We start from the raw sequence: 18,741 nt of genomic DNA, 5'->3' as shown, positions 1-18,741 counted from the left end.
TTATCACTGCAATTCGGTTTTGCCGGGCGGGTTGATTCCACTTATTTCCAGGGTAGCTCCCGATAAATTCTTTCACCTGCAATGAGTAGAATTTACACACAAGAGATTTGAATTAATGAGAAAATTACTCGTCCTGATTTTCTGTCTGAACCTGTTTGGCGTCACGCAACAGGCAGCTGCAGAAGAGAATAAGACCGTTGATGTGGTTCTGATCGGCGGCGGCATCATGAGCGCCACTTTGGGGACTTACCTGCATGAGCTGGAGCCAAACTGGTCCATCGACATGTACGAACGCATGAATGGCGTAGCGGAAGAAAGCTCCAACGGCTGGAATAACGCCGGTACCGGCCATTCCGCCTTCGCCGAAATGAACTACACCCCAGAAAAAAAAGACGGCAGCATCGATATCAGTAAAGCCGTGGTGGTGAACGAGTCTTTTGAAATCTCTCGTCAATTCTGGTCTTATCAGGTTAAAAATAACGTCCTGAAAGATCCAAAATCCTTTATTAACAGCGTGCCGCACATGAGCTTTGTCTGGGGTGACGATAACGTCAACTTCCTGCGCAAACGCTATGCGGCACTGCAACACAGCACCCTGTTCCGTGGTATGGAGTACTCAGAGGACGCCAACCAGATTAAACAGTGGGCACCGCTGGTCATGGACGGTCGCGATCCTAAGCAAAAAATTGCCGCCACCCGCATGCCACTGGGTACCGACGTTAACTTTGGCGTGATCACCCACCAGTTGGTGGATACGCTGACCAAAAATCCAAACTTCAAGCTGAACCTGAGCCATGAAGTGCGCGATATCAAACGCAACGACGACAATACCTGGCGCGTAACCGTGGCCGATCTGAACCGTGACGGCAAAGAAACCACCGTTAACGCCAAGTTCGTGTTTATCGGCGCAGGTGGTGCTTCTCTGACGCTGCTGCAAAAAACCGGCATCCCTGAAGCCGAAGGTTACGGCGCCTTCCCGGTCGGCGGTCAGTTCCTGGTGACCACCAACCCGGAAATCGCTAACCAGCATCTGGCCAAGGTTTATGGTCTGGCCAGCGTAGGCTCGCCACCGATGTCGGTTCCGCACCTGGATACCCGCATGCTGGATGGCAAACGCGTCCTGCTGTTCGGGCCGTTCGCTACCTTCTCCGGCAAGTTCCTGAAAAACGGTTCACTGTTCGATCTGCTGCATTCCCTGAGCACCTCCAACCTGATGCCAATGACTCACGTCGGTCTGGATAACTTCGACCTGGTGAAATACCTGGTGGGTCAGTTGATGATGAACGACGACGATCGTTTCGCCGCGCTGAAAGAGTATTTCCCTGAAGCCAAACAGGCGGACTGGAAGCTGTGGACTGCCGGCCAACGTGTGCAAATCATCAAGAAAGACGATGAAAAAGGTGGCCTGCTGCAGTTCGGTACCGAAGTGGTCAGCGCTAAAGACGGCAGCATTGCCGCCTTGCTGGGTGCGTCACCGGGCGCCTCTACTGCCGCACCGATCATGCTGCACCTGATGGAAACCGTGTTCAAAGATAAAGTGGCGACGCCGGAATGGCAGAGCAAGCTGAAAGAGATCATTCCGTCTTACGGCCACAAGCTGAACGGCGATATTGAAATGACCAACAAGATCCGTGGCTACACCAGCAGCGTGTTGCAGTTGGACTATATCGAAGTGAAGCCGGAAACCAACTGATCTTCCCGAAAGAAAAAGGCCGCAAAGCGGCCTTTTTCTTGACATGAATTACTGACCGAACTTAACTAAATAACTCGTCATAATGTGTGTCTTGTATCCTTGGGGTTACATTGACATCTGTTTTAAAGAACAAACTGTTTATTAAATCATTATGAGTTTGATCCTTAAGCAGTACCACACCATCCTGATCGTCCAATTGCTGATTACCATTTCTGTCGATAATCAAAAAGCTGTCCGATTTACCATTGCCATGTTCAATGGATGCAATCCCTACTTTACTGCTTAGCCCTGTATCAAGGTGCAATAACGCCTTCAACAAACCCAGAGCCCCACCAACGACATTCCCCGCTATCCCCGCCAGTTGGCTAACCACATCGGCATCATTGCCGACACCGTAATCCGCCACCTTAGTATTACTGCTGTTATTGGAGATCAGCGTTACCTTACTTAAGTAGTAATCGTCTCTGATTGTATCCAGGATAATATCCTGCTTCGCTTGGAAATCATTGATTGTAATACCTGCAGTAGCAGAGCTGGATTTAAGCTGGAAGGTATCTCGCCCGCCCCCGCCCGTCACCGTAGTATTATTCGTCAACATGAACAGATCATCCGTCTGAGTACCTTTGATGTTAAGCAGTTCACCGTTCAATCCCAGGTTATTCAGCACACCATCCCACAAAACCAAATCGTCACCGGTTAGCGATAGTGAATGAAGCAAATTCACCACAGCTCCGTTACCTGTACCTCCTGTCACACCACTGTCAATTTTAACCCCAGCACTATTATTGGTAGCATCGATAGTATGCACCGTCTTATAGCCTTCTTTCAAAGTTAACAACATTTTATGGTCACCAGTGATATTCACCGTTTCTACCTGTAATTTTCCTGGAAAATACCTATCAGTGTTGCTTATTTTTGAACTCGTATCATGCAATCCCAATTTGTTGGCAAACTCTCCAAATCCTGACGAGTCGATATTAATCGTTTTCAACCCCACTCCACCTGGGCCATCACTTTGTTGACTCTTTACACCAATATAACCCGCGTCAACTAATACAGAAGAAGATGCATTAAACTTAATATCAAATTTTTCAGTTACATCAGACATAAATGAGAATGTGGTGGTATCTCTGCGATCCTGCCCATTCCCTTGCACCTCCAGATAAGCCATTTTTGAACTTTGTATATTAATAATACGAACGCCTGTATCACTCATGTAGGCATCCTCAGGTATTTTCGTCGGTAGCACCCCCGTTTTCGATGTGTAATAAGCGGCTCTGCTGCCCACAACAAAACCTTTCTCACCAAGTGCAGTACTCTTAGCGGCCTGTGTGACTGCACCTGGAGTATCGATAAAATCTAATGATGCATTTCCCGTCAGAACCCCCATATCTAACACCCCGCCAAAGAGGTCCGTGAGCTGACTTTGATTATATATTTGACCTCCTGGTTCATATTGAGCACGGTAAAAAACCCCGCCGAGATAGCCATCCAGCTCTATCTGTTGGAAGTTTTTATAAAACTCAACGTGAGATGAAATTTCGGTATGTCGGCTGATGCCGTTGAAATAGATGGTAATGACTTTATCAATATAGTTTGCTGAAATTATATTATTACCAGCCCCCCCATCGAAATAAACAGAACCTTCTATGCTATTAAAAGTAGCGCGCATGCTTGAGGCATTTCCACCCCAGTACAGGACATCATCTCCTGCACCGAATCTATAGTGCGCGACGCCAAAATAATGTAAGGCGTAGTCGTTGAAGTAGTCACCGCCATTACTTCCATAGAAATTAAGCGAAGACATGCCACTATTGATAGTTACCCCCTCGCTCATACCATTGGTCGAAAGTTTAACCGTGCCAGCCGCAACATCATAAGCCCCGATGCTGTTAATGGTTAAATATTTTAGGTGGTCGGCAAAAGAAAGGTCATTAGTGCTACCATCAAACTGATTAGGATCTATAGTGACATTTGTAAGCACAGCAATTTCGGCATTGCTTAGAACATGTTTTACGCCAGAGTTAACCGTACTTGTATTGTCCCTCCCTAATACGATAGCGGTTTCATACATCAGGCTGGTACCAATATCTCGTTCAAAAGCGTGCTGAGCTATGCTACCCTCATTATCAATCGCTGCGTTATTTCTTAAGTCCAAAATGATCGCAATGGCAATATCATTTTTCGCCCCCAAGCCTGCATAATGACTTAATTCGCTGGCAGTAGCATTACGTCCATGTAACTCTTTAAAAATATGTTGTATAAATTCATTGCCATTAAGCTGTGCCCCTTTACGCATAAACTCGGCAGACCCTAGTAACAACTCTGCCAGATCTTTATAGCTCCGACCTTTTTCAAGATATTTACTCCAGTTATCCAGACCACCGGAGTCAATACTTCTGTGCGGTATAGCCAAATATAACGCTGATACCTGCTCTTGATAATTTAATGCGGGTAGCTCACCCTGCTTGTGAAATACTGTTGTATTAGCTATAAACTTATCTTTAGCAGCTTGGTCTGCAGGTGTGACAGGATCCCGTAAAGAGTTAATAATATCGACAAGTATATCACCTCTTCGGCTCCCATGTTCCAACTCATGCAAATACTTGGTCAATTCACTTTGACTTGGCTCTCTTTTAAATCCTTGCATAAATAGCCGCTCGATAAACTGAGTGTTATCCAGAACGGTGAGATAGGCTCTATCGTAAATGAATTTTTGAGCGACCTGTTCTAAGGTCATCTTTCCACTATTTAGCACATCCCCCCAAAAGCTGATCCCATTAGCAACAGCAACAGAACCTATAACATAATAAAGTGAAAAGACATCCTGAGCACCATGCGCACCAGCTGCCTGATTCACCGTTGGATAAAGTATTTCATTAACAACCTTATCAACCTTTGCTTTTGCTGAATAATGGCTGCCTGTTACAGCTTCACCTGTCTTATACATATTAATGTAAGACATTAATTTCGCAAGAGCCTCGTCCAATGGTAGCGAATATAAATTAGTGTAGTCTGGCTGATCACCAGAAGTACTACCAAAAATAGATCGAGCAATTGCAGTGATCACTGAGCTATTAGAATACCCATCGTACATTTCATGCCCAATTTCCGAGTCGAGTAATTTTCTCGCCAGCCCAGTCGCGGTGAGTTCACCTCGCTCCACTTGAGCGCCCACCTGGTCAATTTCGTAAATACTTGATTTAACGCCAAGAATACCATAATAAAAAGTGGCGACCATCTTTTGATATGCTAGTGAAGCCATAATTCCCCCAGATTATTTTAGAAAATCGTTATTACAACTTTATTAACTTTCCACAAGTAAAGTAATGTATTGCGGCAAGATACTGCCGTTGTTGTGAAACCCCAGGCACGGCTCAGGGTCTTTTTTCAAACTGAGCCCTAACGGCTGCAACTACAAATTCAATGGATTTGGCTTGAATCGCGAGAACGCAATACGAAGGAATGAATGCTTGCCACTGCCTCCATCGCCTACCCATGATATTTAAAAAACACATATAAAACATTAAGTTAAAAAAATCATAAAAACTAATTGTAATAACACCCATTAATAACAGGTTAATAACTTAGATATGTCAAGAAGACGAATAAAATAAAAATTGATATAATTTAAAATGAAATTATTAACAATTGAGATATTATTTAAGTGATATATATCCTAATTAATCAGCGAGTAACCAAAATAAACACGCTTATCTTATGGCTCTAACTTTTTATGGCAGTACAGGGATATACATAGAAATATGTCTTACAAAATTAACAAGATTGTGCTTGCAAAACCCTAAGCATCATCTATTATCAAAGAACAAACTTGGATAATTACCCTTACCTACACTGACCTGAATGTCGTACTGCGGGAGAACTCAAACATGGATCGCGTCAATATCATTCACGATTTGCTGGACTGGATTGAAAATCATCTGGAACAACCCTTGCTGTTAGATAACGTGGCAGCCAAGTCAGGCTACTCCAAATGGCACTTGCAAAGGATGTTCCGCAGCACCACCGGCCACGCACTGGGCAGCTATATCCGCGAGCGTCGTCTTTCGCAGGCGGCACAGGCGTTGCGTTCAAGCCCGCGCCCTATTCTCGATATCGCCCTGCAGTTCCATTTTGATTCCCAACCGTCATTTTCGCGCGCGTTTAAAAAACAGTTCGGTAAAACGCCGGCGGTGTATCGCCGTACTACGCGTTGGGACGTCGCTGAAATGCGCCCACAGGCTATCGAGCCGCTGAACGGACATCGCCACGAGTCGCCGGGTGTGCATCTGTGGTATGCAAGTAAGTGTCTGGACGGTAAATGTGGTAATTGGATGGGACAGTAACCTCCTCCTTGAGATAGAAAAATGCCGCCCCTTTTAATCACCATGCTGGTGTTTGAAAAGGGGCGGCATTTTTTATTGCAGCAATGTTTATTTAAAGGTGACGTCTACATTCGCTGTGGCATTGAACACCCCTGGTGTCGGCGTATTAGTCAGCCATTTCAGGTTAGCAATAAAGGTTTCCGACACTTCGTTCTGCTTATCTTGCAATACACCGCCAAAATCCACGTTGGTCTGCAAAGGAAGCGGCTTCTTGCTGGTATCACGCTGCTGGGTCAGGAAAATAGCGACCCCCGGTTTGGTCGTTGGCAAGATCTGCGTGTTGTCCGACGGATCCGCATTGGTGCTGCTGAAGCTGGCCTGCAGCGACTGCCCTGCACACTCTCCCCCGTTCAAAGTAGCTTTAATATCAAACGGCACCTGCTTGGCAATGACCCCCGTCTTAGCGCTGGTGGTGCTAAGCACACCAAAATCAACGCTCGCGCCATTATTTGCCAATACGCTGATCTGTGGATTGCACTGGATTACCCGTATCTTGTCCAGACCTTTAATATAGGCGTTAAAGTTACTGTCTTTGGTGGCATTCAGCCCCAACTCACCGTCAATCTGGAACAATGAAGCCCGTGCCAATGGCGCAAAATTACCCGCAGGCGGTTTAACCCCGGTAGCTCTGATGTACACCGAATAACTCGCGGTGACTGCCTGAGGGGCCGCCTTATTTCTGCCATTGGTACGAACGGTACCCGGGCCGAGGTCAGGGCCGGTTGGCCGGTTAGAGCTCTGCTTGAGGTTGATGGCGTCATAGTCACGTCCGTTGATCGAAACCCCAATTTCCAGTGACTTGTCCAGCCCACCGAAGGCGTTTTGCGGATTCCAATAAATATAGGCGTGTTCCCCCTGCGGGTAACCATCGGTATCCCAGCAGGTAAAGGTGGAGGTGAAGGGTTGCGAACGCCAGATCAAATTACCTTTAACAAAGTCGCTGGCAGCCAACACGATCGGGCGGCCGACGTCGATATCCTGCGTGACGCTGCCGGTCGGTCGGCTGGAACTGGTCGAGTTGCCGAAGCGGCACTGCATGGCTGCTGCCTGTTGCGCCATCGCCAACCCTGCCAATCCCACCAGTGACAGAAGTGTATTTCGTCCGAATTTACTTAAGCTCATGGTGCACCTTAAAGTTTTTGGCATTGCAGGGTCAGTTCCTGATATCCCATAGCAGTTTGTTGATTACCCACACTGGCTGGGATCGGCAGTACGCACTGCTGATCGGCTTTCGGGCCCCATTTAATCGTCAGTTTTTCACCCGGTTTAACACCGGAAACATAGGTGTCGCCATTCAGACCCACGGTACCACTGTTACGGCCATCTTCATTGAAGACACTGGCGCCAATGGCTGGGAAATTGTCATCCCCCAGACGCGCGTGGATCAGCAGGCTCACCCCTTTAAAGGTATCGAAGGTCACTTTCACTACCGATTTTTCCGTCGGAACAACTTGCTTACTGGCGATCGGCACATCAAGCCCAGGCCCGAAATCTTCGGTACGCAACGCAACGTAGTTGTAGCGATACGGGTTAGCTGACGGCACCACGGCATAACCGAAACGGTCAATCGTCACGCCCGGTTGGTTTTCCAGCCGCACGCCTTTGGCATCCTTGGCCTCTACCAGCAAAATGGTATTCTGCAGCGGTTGCGTCAAGGTTGCGCCCCCAGAGTGCACCAGCAGGCCGCCGGACAGGCCCACGCCAGCCTGACGATAGTTATTGCTGTATGCATAACTACCATCGATGTTACCAATACTGCTGCTGTAACCCAGATTCAGGTTACTGCTCTGACCCGAGGACTGGGTATGCCCGGTAGAAACCGAGTAGTTCATACGACGGTCGTCCAGCAGGGTACCGCTGATACCGGTGGAATAGCTGTCGCCACTCTGTTTGCTGTGCGCCGCAGTGAAGTTGGCGGTCGTTGAATTGTTGTTCTGCCCCCAATCCAGTGGGACCGAAACGGTAAAGTTCACGCTGCGATCGGAATAACCATACTGCCCACGGGTATCCTGCAGATAAACACCATAGGAAATACGTTTGTAACCGTCGTTATAACCCATCTGAATGGTACGATCGTTACCGGAAACGCCCCAATAGTTCTGATGGCTGACGTTGGCATACAGGCTGGCACCTGCCCACAGTTGCTGGCTGAGCGACAATTCGACACGTTCACGTTTGTTACCGTAACGCGCGGTGTAACGGGTGCGCTTCTGGTTGTTACTCCAGGATGGCTGGCCCGGCTGCAAATCATTCGGATCCCAGTAGTCATTGGCATAAACACCATTGCGCCAGCGATTACGTTCCGCAACAGCATCGCTGAGATCGTAATAACCGGATGTCGCATAGCGGTAACCCGCCAGTTGGAAGTTAGTCCCCATCTGGTTCAGTGACTTGGAATACAGGAAACGGAAGCTCTGGCCTTGCTTACGATCGCCGTTGGCCAGTTCGGTATCAGAGATAGAACCGTCAATCGACACTGCCCCCCAGGATCCCAGGCTTTTACCCATACCCAGGGCGGCGGAGCGATAGTGTTCAGCCATTACGATGCCGCCAAAAGGGGTCAGGCCATAGTTTAAACCACGTGCCAGCGTACCCTGAATCAAATTAGGCTGATAACCCCCGTTACCGTTGTGGTACTTACCGGCAGTCACCTGGAAATTCCAAATACCCTCACGCAGCATATTCGCCACGGAAGAATAGGCAACGCTGAAGGTTTTATGTGAACCATCGGCTTCATTGACGGTGACAATCAGGTCACCGTTGTTGGTGTGCGGATAAACGTCATGGATCTCAAAAGGACCCGGCGCCACGTTGGTGCTGTAGATAATGTAACCGTTCTGGCGGATCTCTACGCGGGCGTTAGTCGCCGCAATGCCACGAACTACCGGCGCATAACCGCGCAAGCTGTCTGGCAACATATCATCTACGCTGGAAAGTTGGACCCCGCGGAACTGGAAGCTGCCAAACACATTATTGTTGGTGCTGGCCTGCCCCATAATCAAACGGCTGCGCCACGGCGCTATATCGGTCTCTGCCCAGGACGATAGATTCGTCCAGTTAGCGCTGCTACCGCTCTGCTTATCCAAAGTGGAGTTATTGCGCAAGCGCCATCTGCCCAGATTCAGACCACTGTTCAGCGACAGGAAAGTATATTCGCTATCATCTGCATCATCTTTGCGATAACTGTTCTTGTTGTAATTGAAGGTATAGTTGGCGAACAGGGCATTGATGCCTTCATCGTACATACTTGGCGGAATTGCACCTATGGCGCTCAAATCCATCATGGTCTGCGGCACAGAAATATTGATTTGCTGCACCCCAGCATCATAGCTGACGGTGGCGTCCTTAATCAGTGCCGGTAAATCTACACAGCTGCCTGCCGGCAGAGTTTGCGGCAGTTTCACGCCGTAATTCAGCAGATCTTCAACTTTCAGGCAGGGCTGAGACGCAGCCTGCCCTTTTACCTGTCGAAAAGTAACATCTTTATGATCGACCTGAGTCAGGTTGACATAAATATCAAATGGATAGACGCCCGGTTGCAAAGCATCCCCCTGAGCAACAGCTTCGGCATTACTCAGATTTTCATTGCCGTGTACAAACGACATGTTAAATTCTGCCAGCGCCGCTTCACTCCATACCATCGGCGCGGCAGCGGCAATGATTGCAATCCGGATTAACTGTGTCAGCCGTGTCGTTCCGCATGCTACTTTTCGTTGATGTGCCATTCCCTGTCTCTCTTATTGTACTGGAACGTCCTTGACTTCCGTTCTACCGCCAAAATCATTGATATAACTGAAGGAAATTTTGTTACTCACGCTGACGCCAGCCGGGATGCTAATTGCAAGGCGATCGCCTGGATTCACCATATTGGCGTCCACATCCACGTTCTTGCCCGCGCTGTTTTTCAAATGCAGCGCCCCAAAGGTAATATGCAGTGGGCCATCGTTAAACACCTGCAAACGTGAACCTTCGCGCTGCCAGCGTAATTTCTGCACTTGCTCGTCCAGCGTCGTTTTTAACGTTACAGGGCGATAAAAAAGTTTAATTCGGGTACGCACTGCAACCTGAAGCACATTGGCCTGCTTCGGTGCCGGCGGAATTTCCTGCACGTTAATCCAGAGCAGAGTTTCTTTATCCTGTGGGAAGCCAGTGCCAGAATAAATAAAACGTAAAATGGCCGTTTTAGTCGCGTCCAGTTTCAAAATTGGCGGGACAACTACGATTGGCAGATTCTTCGGCACCTGATTTCTGTCACCGGTATCCAGCCAGGTTTGCACCATATAAGCTTCAGCAGCATCATTATGGATTGGTAGTGAGGCAGATTTGTCTGTGCCTTTATATATTACGCGGGTGGAATCTACCTGGATCCCGGCGTAGCTGCTAAAAGTGCCCAGCATCAACAGAGCGGCAAAGAACTTTTTCATCGGTTTCCTCTACGGGCCATCCTTGGCCGTTTGTGTCCTAAAAGATCAATTATTTGTATTCGATGGTGAACGGGCTGGTGGCGTTTGCCAGACCAGCGGTCACACCAGCGAATGAACGGTAACGAGCCTGCAGGTTGAAGGTCGCGGTACCGGCTGCATCAACGCTAACTTTAGCTACATCGTCATTGATGTTAGAACCGTCGCCGATAGCAAAAGGCTTGCCGGTGTTGTCAGTGATTTCGATACCTACGCCGGTAGCTGCAGTGCCGGTGCCGCCAACGTTGCTTACGGACAGCAGGTCTGGGTTGCCAGCAACGGTATTACCGTCGAAACGCAAGCTGTAATCGCCCGCGTCACATTTTTCCAGAGAGATCTGGAAAGCTTTAGATGCAGATTTATCACCAACATTTGCGAAAGCAGAAGTTGGGTAGGTACCCAAATAAACTTCTTTATTTTGAGTATCGCTAGTTACCTGGCAGGTAGACTGTTTGATTTCACCGGTGAATTTAACGGTGCCATTTGCTGCCATTGCGTTGGAAGCAGTTACAGACAATACCAGCGCGGCCAAAGGCAATAATACTTTTTTCATTTCCAGCTCCATAGAAAAACAATAAAATAATCGATTCAGTGACAGATGAATATATACCGACCCGGCACTGAGCATACACTCAGCGATAGCACTCCTTGCTTAAAAGGAATGTTGCCTCGATGAACCCATTGCCGGACGAAATATAGACTAAGCGTATTCTTATTGTTAAATCGTTTAAAACATTCATAACCCCCCTCTTGATAGGAATAAACTATCAACAAATACCTATCGATCGATGTTGACGATTCAATCGAATAGGAATAATCTGTGTTTGGGAAAGCCATGCAGTTGGACATTTTGCCTTAAGGGCTGATTAACAGCATATTATTCTAAATATTTACATTTTGTAACCTTTTGAGCGGTTTGGAATTCGCGACGATTGACGCGTTTAACGGTCAATGAGCAGCATCACTCATCTTCGCTGCATTTAATAAGATATTTACCCATAAATAGGCTTATTTTATTTTATTTTCGTTATAAAACATACGGTTGTATATCAATCAAGGGATTGAGGAATGCGCAGTTCTTTTAGAGAGCAAAATAACGGAATTAATTATGTTTTCCAGCCAATGTTCGCAAAATCTGGACAATTGCTGGCCGTTGAGTGCCTGTCACGATTCACTTTTAATAGTGAATATGCGCATTTTTCTCCTGAACAGTTCTTTCGCACTGCCGATAGCGCCACCCGAATTGAGATTCTGTTAGAGCAGGTCAGTCTGATAGAGAAATATAATCACTGGTTTCGTGAGAATCAGGTTATAGCCACATTAAATGTGGACGATCATTCTCTGAGATCTTTGGCTAATAGCCATTTTGCGGAAAGAATTAATGCCACTCGCTGTATTCATTTCGAAATCAGTGAAAACTCAACCCGACTGGTAAAGGATCGTGTCCATGGCGATCCCTCTCTAAAGAGTTATTCTTTTTGGCTTGATGATTTTGGTTCTGGCTATGCGGGTTTCTCCGCGTTGTATAACAGCCAGTTCCGCTTCGTTAAACTCGACCGCTTTTTGTTATGGGACTTTATGAAAAAGTCCGGCGGCGACGGTTTAATGCGCGCTTTATTGCGTTTTTTTCACCTTAACCATTACAAGGTGATTATCGAAGGAGTAGAAACTCCCGAACATAAAAAGTGGCTGGACGAAATGCCATATTACGCACTGCAGGGAAAGCTGTGGAAGGAATCCGACATCAAGGATTTGAGTTCGCTTCTTACAGCTGAATACTTTTAACTCATTATGGGTGTTTGCCATTATGTCTAAAAACAATGTCCTTGTTATTAGTGAGTGTAAGTACAGCTATGTCGGCCTTTCGGTATTACTGAAAAAACATTACGGCAAGTACGATATCAGACTGTTTTCAGATTTTATGCACGGCGGGGCTAAGGCAGAGAAGATCATCAAGCACGATATCGCGCTGATTTTCACCTCACAGAATCTGGAGCAAAGCGTCAATGTCATCGAAAGCCTGGTGTCTTTGCATCAGCAATACAATTCCAAAACACGCCTGCTGGTGTTTTATGATGACGAGCGCGTAGTAAAACTGTTGTCGATTTTGGGGATTTCCGTTGAGCTGGTCTCTACGCGCATCCCACTTTATTCGCTACAGGAAAAAATACAAAATCTGCTGGAAAGCAAAGAGCCCGGCGGGATAAAAATGCAGAAAACCCGGGAGCTAAGCCCAGCAGAAAGTGACGTTATTTTCAATTTGCTGCGTGGCGATAGCCTGTTGCACATTGCCCAAAAGCGCGGCACTCACCCCAAAACCATTTTCTCTCAGAAATACAGTGCGATGAAAAAACTGCGTTTGCGCAGCATGAGTACCATCTTCGTCGCCAGCAAGTGATCCGTCAGGCCGTCCCGGCGGCCTGACGCCTCGCGGTCACGTTAAATTAATGTAACAAGTAACGATAAAGCAGCAACAGTCACATAACACTCCTACCCATTGGTTAAGATCCCGCCACGGAATTTTCCCGTGAGTCATCTGTCTGGATTAAAAAAACATCAGGAGATGTTATGAAGTCATCCTTATTCAGCCGTTATACCTGCTTTGTGTTGAGCATCTTGCTGACGCTGATATCTTTGGCACTGTTGCCGCACCGGCCCTGGTTTTGGCTGCCGGCGATCATTTTTGGGGCACTGAGCGCATTGGGTATTTACGATTTAACTCAACAGCGCCACGCCATCTGCCGCAACTACCCGATCATTGGCCGCCTGCGCTTCTTCTTCGAATTTATCCGCCCGGAAATACGCCAGTATTTATTGGAAGAAGATAACGCGCAGATCCCGTTCTCCCGCACTCAACGCACACTGGTCTATCGTCGCGCTAAAAACGAGATGGGTGACAAACCCTTTGGCACTCAGTTGGACGTGTATCAAACCGGCTACGAATGCATCGGCCATTCCATGTGCCCGGTAGCGGTATCCGATCCGACCAGCTTCCGCGTGGCGATCGGCGGCCCCGGCTGCAGCCAACCCTACTCCGCTTCTATTTTCAATATCTCGGCCATGAGTTTCGGCGCGCTGTCGGCTAATGCCATTCGTGCCCTCAATCTGGGCGCGGCAAAGGGCAATTTCTACCATGATACCGGTGAAGGCAGCATCAGCCGCTACCATCGTGAGAACGGTGGCGATCTGGTGTGGGAACTGGGCAGCGGCTACTTTGGTTGCCGCACGGACGATGGTCATTTTGATCCACAGCGCTTTGCCGAGCAGGCTAAAAACCCGCAGGTCAAAATGATTGAAATCAAACTCAGTCAGGGTGCCAAACCAGGCCATGGTGGCATTCTGCCGGCGAAAAAAGTGGATGCGGAAATTGCCGCGACGCGCGGTGTACCAGAAGGCGTCGACTGTATTTCACCGGCCTCACACAGCGCCTTCAGCACCCCGGTGGAAATGATGCACTTCATCCAGCAGTTGCGCGAGCTGTCAGGTGGCAAACCCGTGGGCTTCAAGCTGTGCATCGGCCACCCCTGGGAGTTTGTCGCCATCGCCAAGGCCATGTTGCAGACCCAAATATTACCGGACTTTATCGTGGTGGACGGTAAAGAAGGCGGCACCGGAGCGGCACCGCTCGAATTGTCCAACTATATGGGCATGCCACTGCGCGAAGGGCTGTTGTTCGTGCATAACACGCTGGTTGGCTGCGGATTGCGTGACCAAATCAAAATCGGTGCCAGCGGCAAGATTATCAGCGCCTTCGACATCGCCAGCGTATTGGTACTGGGTGCCGATTGGGTGAATTCAGCGCGCGGCTTTATGTTCGCCGTAGGCTGCATACAATCGCAGAGTTGCCATACCAACCACTGCCCGACCGGCGTCGCCACCCAGGATCCGCTGCGCCAGAAAGCGCTGGTGGTGCCAAACAAGGCAGAGCGCGTCTACCATTTCCACCAGAACACGGTAAAAGCGCTGGCGGAAATGTTGGCGGCAGCCGGGGTCAGCCGTCCGGAACAGCTGACTTCACACCATATGCTGCGCCGCATTACCTCGACGGAAATCAAGGTCTATGCCGACATCTATTACTACCTGAAACCTGGGGCACTGTTGCAAAAAGAGATTGAAAGCGATTTCTATGCGCGCATGTGGCGCATGGCGACACCAAACAGTTTCGATCAAGCGATCGCCCTGCCGGTTTAAGCGGTGGATTGTCCTCTCGCCTCAGGGAAGGACTTTGGAGAGGGGGTTGCTTGCTACAGCAGCCCTCCCCCTTAGCGGCGAGAGAACATGTGGGCTATTGCTTACGCGCCGGGGCGTCACCGGCCACGTAATATTCAGCGGTGCTGCGCGGCAACGGCGTGCGCTGGCGGATCCGGTCGGCGATTTTCTCGGCGATCATGATGGTGGTGGCATTCAGATTACCGGTAATGATCAACGGCATAATTGACGCATCCACCACCCGCAACCCTTCCATGCCGTGCACCCGGCCCTGCCCATCCACCACTGCCATTTCGTCTTCGCCCATTTTGCATGAGCAGGAAGGATGGAAGGCGGTTTCGGCATGCTCACGCACAAAAGCGTCCAACTGTTCGTCGGTCTGCACTTGCGGCCCCGGACTGATTTCGCGACCGCGGTATTCATCCAGCGCCGGCTGCGCCATGATTTCACGCGTGATACGGATAGCATCGCGGAACTCCTGCCAGTCCTGCTCGGTCGCCATATAGTTGAACAGGATGCTCGGGTGCTGACGCGGATCTTTGGATTTGACCTGCACCCGGCCGCGGCTCGGGGAGCGCATCGAACCGACGTGTGCCTGGAAACCGTGCTCTTTCACCGCATTGCTGCCGTTGTAGTTAATCGCTACCGGCAGGAAATGATACTGAATGTTCGGCCAGGCGAACTCTTCACGGCTGCGGATAAAACCACCGGCTTCAAACTGGTTGCTGGCACCAATACCGCTGCCGTTGAACAGCCACTCCGCACCGATTTTCGGTTGGTTAAACCATTGCAACGCCGGGTACAACGACACCGGTTTTTTACAGGCGTACTGCAGGTACATTTCCAGGTGGTCTTGCAGGTTCTCCCCCACCCCCGGCAGTTCGTGCACCAGATCAATATCCAGACGGTTCAGTAAGGCGGCCGGCCCCACGCCGGAACGCTGCAGGATCTGTGGCGAGGCAATCGCCCCCGCACACAACAGCACTTCTCGGCGTGCACCCGCGCTGATGATCTGGTTGCTCTCACCCTGCAAATAATCAACACCGACCGCACGCTTGCCGTCGAAGCGAATACGATCGGTCAGCGCATGGGTCACAATCTTCAAATTAGGGCGAGATCGTGCCTGATCCAGATAACCGCGAGCGGTGCTGGCACGACGGCCTTTCGGCGTGACGGTGCGATCCATTGGGCCGAAGCCTTCCTGCTGGTAGCCGTTCAGATCTTCGGTACGCGGGTAGCCCGCCTGTACGCCAGCCTCCACCATCGCGTGGAATAATTCGTTGTTACCGGCTTTTGGTGTGGTAACGCTGACCGGGCCATCGCCGCCGTGAAAATCGTTCGGCCCGATATCGCGAGTTTCTGCCTTGCGGAAATACGGCAGGCAGTCCAGGTAGCTCCAGTCTTCCAGACCCGGTGCCTTCGCCCAGTTATCGAAATCCATCGCGTTGCCGCGGATGTAGCACATGCCGTTTATCAGCGAAGAACCGCCCAGTCCCTTGCCACGGCCACATTCCATGCGGCGATGGTTCATGTGCGGCTCAGGGTCGGTTTCATACGCCCAGTTGTAACGGCGGCCCTGCAGCGGGAAGGCCAACGCCGCCGGCATCTGAGTGCGAAAATCCATCCGATAGTCCGGGCCGCCGGCTTCCAGCAGCAACACGCTGACGTCAGCGTCTTCGGTCAAACGGGTGGCTAATACGTTACCGGCCGAGCCGGCCCCGATAATGATGTAATCGTATTCCATCGATTATCTCCTGATAGGCAATGCGCCTGACGCGAACGCGCCAGGCGAAAGAAAGAAAAAGCGGGGATAGTTAAAATACCGAGGTGTATTCACCCAGCTCGACCTGAATCGACTTAATTTGGGTGTAGTGTTCCAGCGTACCGAGGCCATTCTCGCGGCCGACGCCGGATTGCTTGTAACCACCGACCGGCATTTCTGCCGCCGATTCACCCCAGGTATTAATCCAGCAAATGCCGGCTTCCAGTTGATGGATAACCCGGTGGGCACGGGTCAGATCGTTAGTGACCACTCCGGCGGCCAGGCCGAAGGTGGTGTCGTTGGCGCGGCGCACCACTTCGTCTTCACTTTGATAGCTGAGGATGCTCATCACCGGCCCGAAGATCTCTTCACGCACAATTTCCATCTCGTCACGGCAATCGGTAAACACCGTCGGGGCCACATAAGCCCCCTTGGCGAATTCACCTTTAGTGACACGTTCGCCGCCACACAACAGACGTGCGCCGCTGTTCTTGCCGCTTTCGATAAAGCGCAGCACCGACTCCATATGCGCAAAGCTGACCAACGGGCCAAAGTTGGTTTGCGGATCGGTAGGGTCTCCCAGACGAATGCGTTTAACCCGTTCAAGGATTTTCGCCTCAAACTGTGCCTGCAACGCGGCGGGAACAAATACGCGGGTGCCGTTGGTACACACCTGACCGGAGCTGTAGAAGTTGGCCATCATGGCGATATCGGCGGCGCGATCCAAATCAGCGTCGTCAAAGATAATCAGCGGCGATTTCCCACCCAGTTCCATGGTGACTTCTTTGAGCGTCGAGCCGGAAGCGTTAGCCATCACTTTCTTGCCGGTTTTCACCCCGCCGGTGAACGACACCTTGGCGATACCAGGATGATCGGTCAGGTACTGGCCCACTTCTGCGCCGCTGCCAGTGACCACGTTGAATACGCCGTCCGGCAGACCGGCTTCGGTGTAGATCTCCGCCAGCTTCAGCGCCGTCAAAGAAGTCACTTCGCTCGGTTTGAAGATCATGGCGTTGCCTGCCGCCAGTGCAGGAGCCGACTTCCATAAGGCGATTTGAATCGGGTAGTTCCAGGCACCGATACCGGCCACCACACCCAGGGGCTCGCGGCGGGTATAAACAAAGGAGCTATCGCGCAGCGGGATCTGCTGCCCCTCGATGGATGGGATCAGGCCAGCGTAATACTCCAGCACGTCAGCACCGGTGACAATATCTACTGCCGTGGTTTCCGACATCGCCTTGCCGGTATCCAGCGTTTCCAGCGCGGCCAGTTCGTCGTTACGTTCGCGCAGGATATCCACTGCACGACGTAAAATGCGAGAACGCGCCATTGCCGTCATCGCCGCCCACACCTTTTGTCCGCTGGCTGCGCTGGCCACCGCACGGTTGACGTCTTCAGCGCTGGCGGACTGGATTTCGGCAAGCACTTCGCCGTTTGCCGGGTTCACTGCGTTGAAGGTTTTTCCATCGGTACTGTCTACATAGGCGCCATTAATATAGAGCTTCTGTAAGCCAAAACGGGACATAGGTTCTCCTTGGGTTGTCCTCAGGGTGGCGTGTGCCCCCGGAGTTGAAACGTAATGTAATCGGTAGTGAGTGCTAGCGCCTGCGCCTGATTAAATGCCGCACCGCGCAACGCGCTGCGCAGCCACAGGCCGTCGATCAACGCCGCCAAGCCTTTGGCCGCCAGCCGTGCCTGCGCCTGCGGCAGCACCCGGCTAAATTCGGCGCACAGGTTGGAATACAATCGGCGGCCGTTCACCTGCTGCAACCGATTCAACTGTGGCTGATGCAGACTGCTGGCCCAAAAGGCCAGCCAGGTTTTCATCGCCGCACTGTTGATCTGGCTGTCGTCGAAGTTACCGGCGACGATCGCCTGCAGCCGTGATGCCGGGCTGTGGTCGCTCAGCGCCTGCAGCCTTAGTTTCACCGCCTCGCCCAGATGGCTAATCAAATAGCGCATCGTGGCTTCCAGCAGGCCATTCTTATCCTTGAAATAGTGGCTGATGATGCCGTTGGAAACCCCCGCCCGGCGCGCTATCTGTGCGATGGTGGCGTCATGCATTCCAACTTCATTTACCGCGGCCAGTGTGGCATCTATCAACTGCTGCCTTCTGATCGGCTGCATTCCTACCTTTGGCATAATTCGACTCTCACAAAACCGATTTCGGCCTCGTCTCAGCGGCGGGATTTCACCGTCTTTCCGCCTGCTGAACTTGGTCTTCATGGCAAC

At 50.3% G+C, this 18,741-nt stretch carries 13 protein-coding genes; 5 read left to right on the top strand and 8 right to left on the bottom strand.

What is annotated here, in order from left to right:
• The first annotated feature begins 115 nt into the window (after positions 1 to 115).
• Positions 116 to 1,693, top strand: a complete 1,578-nt coding sequence (gene mqo / locus E5C26_RS07765) for a malate dehydrogenase (quinone) (protein ID WP_135315775.1) — start codon at positions 116 to 118, stop codon at positions 1,691 to 1,693.
• A 61-nt stretch (positions 1,694 to 1,754) separates the two neighbouring features.
• On the opposite strand, the gene E5C26_RS07760 is transcribed toward mqo, so the two are convergent.
• Positions 1,755 to 4,958 (bottom strand): DUF4214 domain-containing protein, encoded by a 3,204-nt coding sequence (locus E5C26_RS07760; protein WP_135315774.1) that lies wholly within the window; start codon positions 4,956 to 4,958, stop codon positions 1,755 to 1,757.
• A gap of 625 nt (positions 4,959 to 5,583) precedes the next feature.
• On the opposite strand from E5C26_RS07760, the gene E5C26_RS07755 reads away from it, so the two are divergent.
• Positions 5,584 to 6,039: a helix-turn-helix domain-containing protein gene (locus tag E5C26_RS07755; protein ID WP_135315773.1), complete on the top strand. Its 456-nt coding sequence runs from the start codon at positions 5,584 to 5,586 to the stop codon at positions 6,037 to 6,039.
• A gap of 87 nt (positions 6,040 to 6,126) precedes the next feature.
• Here the strand turns inward: E5C26_RS07755 and E5C26_RS07750 are convergent, their stop codons facing one another.
• From E5C26_RS07750 to E5C26_RS07735, 4 genes are read right to left on the bottom strand one after another with little or no spacing between them, the layout of a single operon-like run.
• On the bottom strand, positions 6,127 to 7,200 hold the full coding sequence (locus tag E5C26_RS07750; protein ID WP_135315772.1) for a fimbrial protein: 1,074 nt from the start codon (positions 7,198 to 7,200) through the stop codon (positions 6,127 to 6,129).
• An 8-nt stretch (positions 7,201 to 7,208) separates the two neighbouring features.
• Positions 7,209 to 9,803, bottom strand: coding sequence for a fimbria/pilus outer membrane usher protein (locus E5C26_RS07745; protein ID WP_135315771.1), 2,595 nt, complete (start codon positions 9,801 to 9,803; stop codon positions 7,209 to 7,211).
• A gap of 12 nt (positions 9,804 to 9,815) precedes the next feature.
• A complete protein-coding gene (locus tag E5C26_RS07740; RefSeq protein WP_135315770.1) occupies positions 9,816 to 10,502 on the bottom strand; it encodes a fimbrial biogenesis chaperone in 687 nt (228 codons plus the stop codon).
• Positions 10,503 to 10,551: 49 nt separating this feature from the next.
• Positions 10,552 to 11,091, bottom strand: a complete 540-nt coding sequence (locus E5C26_RS07735; RefSeq protein WP_135315769.1) for a fimbrial protein — start codon at positions 11,089 to 11,091, stop codon at positions 10,552 to 10,554.
• A gap of 515 nt (positions 11,092 to 11,606) precedes the next feature.
• Between E5C26_RS07735 and E5C26_RS07730 the strand changes: the two genes are divergently transcribed.
• The 3 genes from E5C26_RS07730 to E5C26_RS07720 all read left to right on the top strand — a co-directional run bounded on the left by E5C26_RS07730 (position 11,607) and on the right by E5C26_RS07720 (position 14,729).
• Positions 11,607 to 12,323 (top strand): EAL domain-containing protein, encoded by a 717-nt coding sequence (locus tag E5C26_RS07730; RefSeq protein ID WP_135315768.1) that lies wholly within the window; start codon positions 11,607 to 11,609, stop codon positions 12,321 to 12,323.
• Between the two features lie 22 nt (positions 12,324 to 12,345).
• A complete protein-coding gene (locus E5C26_RS07725) occupies positions 12,346 to 12,936 on the top strand; it encodes a LuxR family transcriptional regulator (protein WP_061807054.1) in 591 nt (196 codons plus the stop codon).
• A 170-nt stretch (positions 12,937 to 13,106) separates the two neighbouring features.
• On the top strand, positions 13,107 to 14,729 hold the full coding sequence (locus E5C26_RS07720) for an FMN-binding glutamate synthase family protein (RefSeq protein WP_135315767.1): 1,623 nt from the start codon (positions 13,107 to 13,109) through the stop codon (positions 14,727 to 14,729).
• Between the two features lie 94 nt (positions 14,730 to 14,823).
• On the opposite strand, the gene betA is transcribed toward E5C26_RS07720, so the two are convergent.
• The 3 genes from betA to betI form a co-directional block, all read right to left on the bottom strand.
• Entirely contained in the window at positions 14,824 to 16,491 is a 1,668-nt protein-coding gene (gene betA / locus E5C26_RS07715; RefSeq protein WP_135315766.1) for a choline dehydrogenase, read from the bottom strand.
• 70 nt (positions 16,492 to 16,561) lie between these two features.
• On the bottom strand, positions 16,562 to 18,034 hold the full coding sequence (gene betB / locus E5C26_RS07710; RefSeq protein ID WP_135315765.1) for a betaine-aldehyde dehydrogenase: 1,473 nt from the start codon (positions 18,032 to 18,034) through the stop codon (positions 16,562 to 16,564).
• A 20-nt stretch (positions 18,035 to 18,054) separates the two neighbouring features.
• On the bottom strand, positions 18,055 to 18,651 hold the full coding sequence (gene betI, locus E5C26_RS07705) for a transcriptional regulator BetI (RefSeq protein WP_135315764.1): 597 nt from the start codon (positions 18,649 to 18,651) through the stop codon (positions 18,055 to 18,057).
• Positions 18,652 to 18,741 lie beyond the last annotated feature (90 nt).

It is taken from the genome of Serratia proteamaculans (assembly GCF_004684015.1).
GTDB lineage: Bacteria > Pseudomonadota > Gammaproteobacteria > Enterobacterales > Enterobacteriaceae > Serratia > Serratia proteamaculans_F.
The sequence above is the reverse complement of the archived record's forward strand: the minus strand, read 5'-3'. Positions and strand labels throughout refer to the sequence as shown.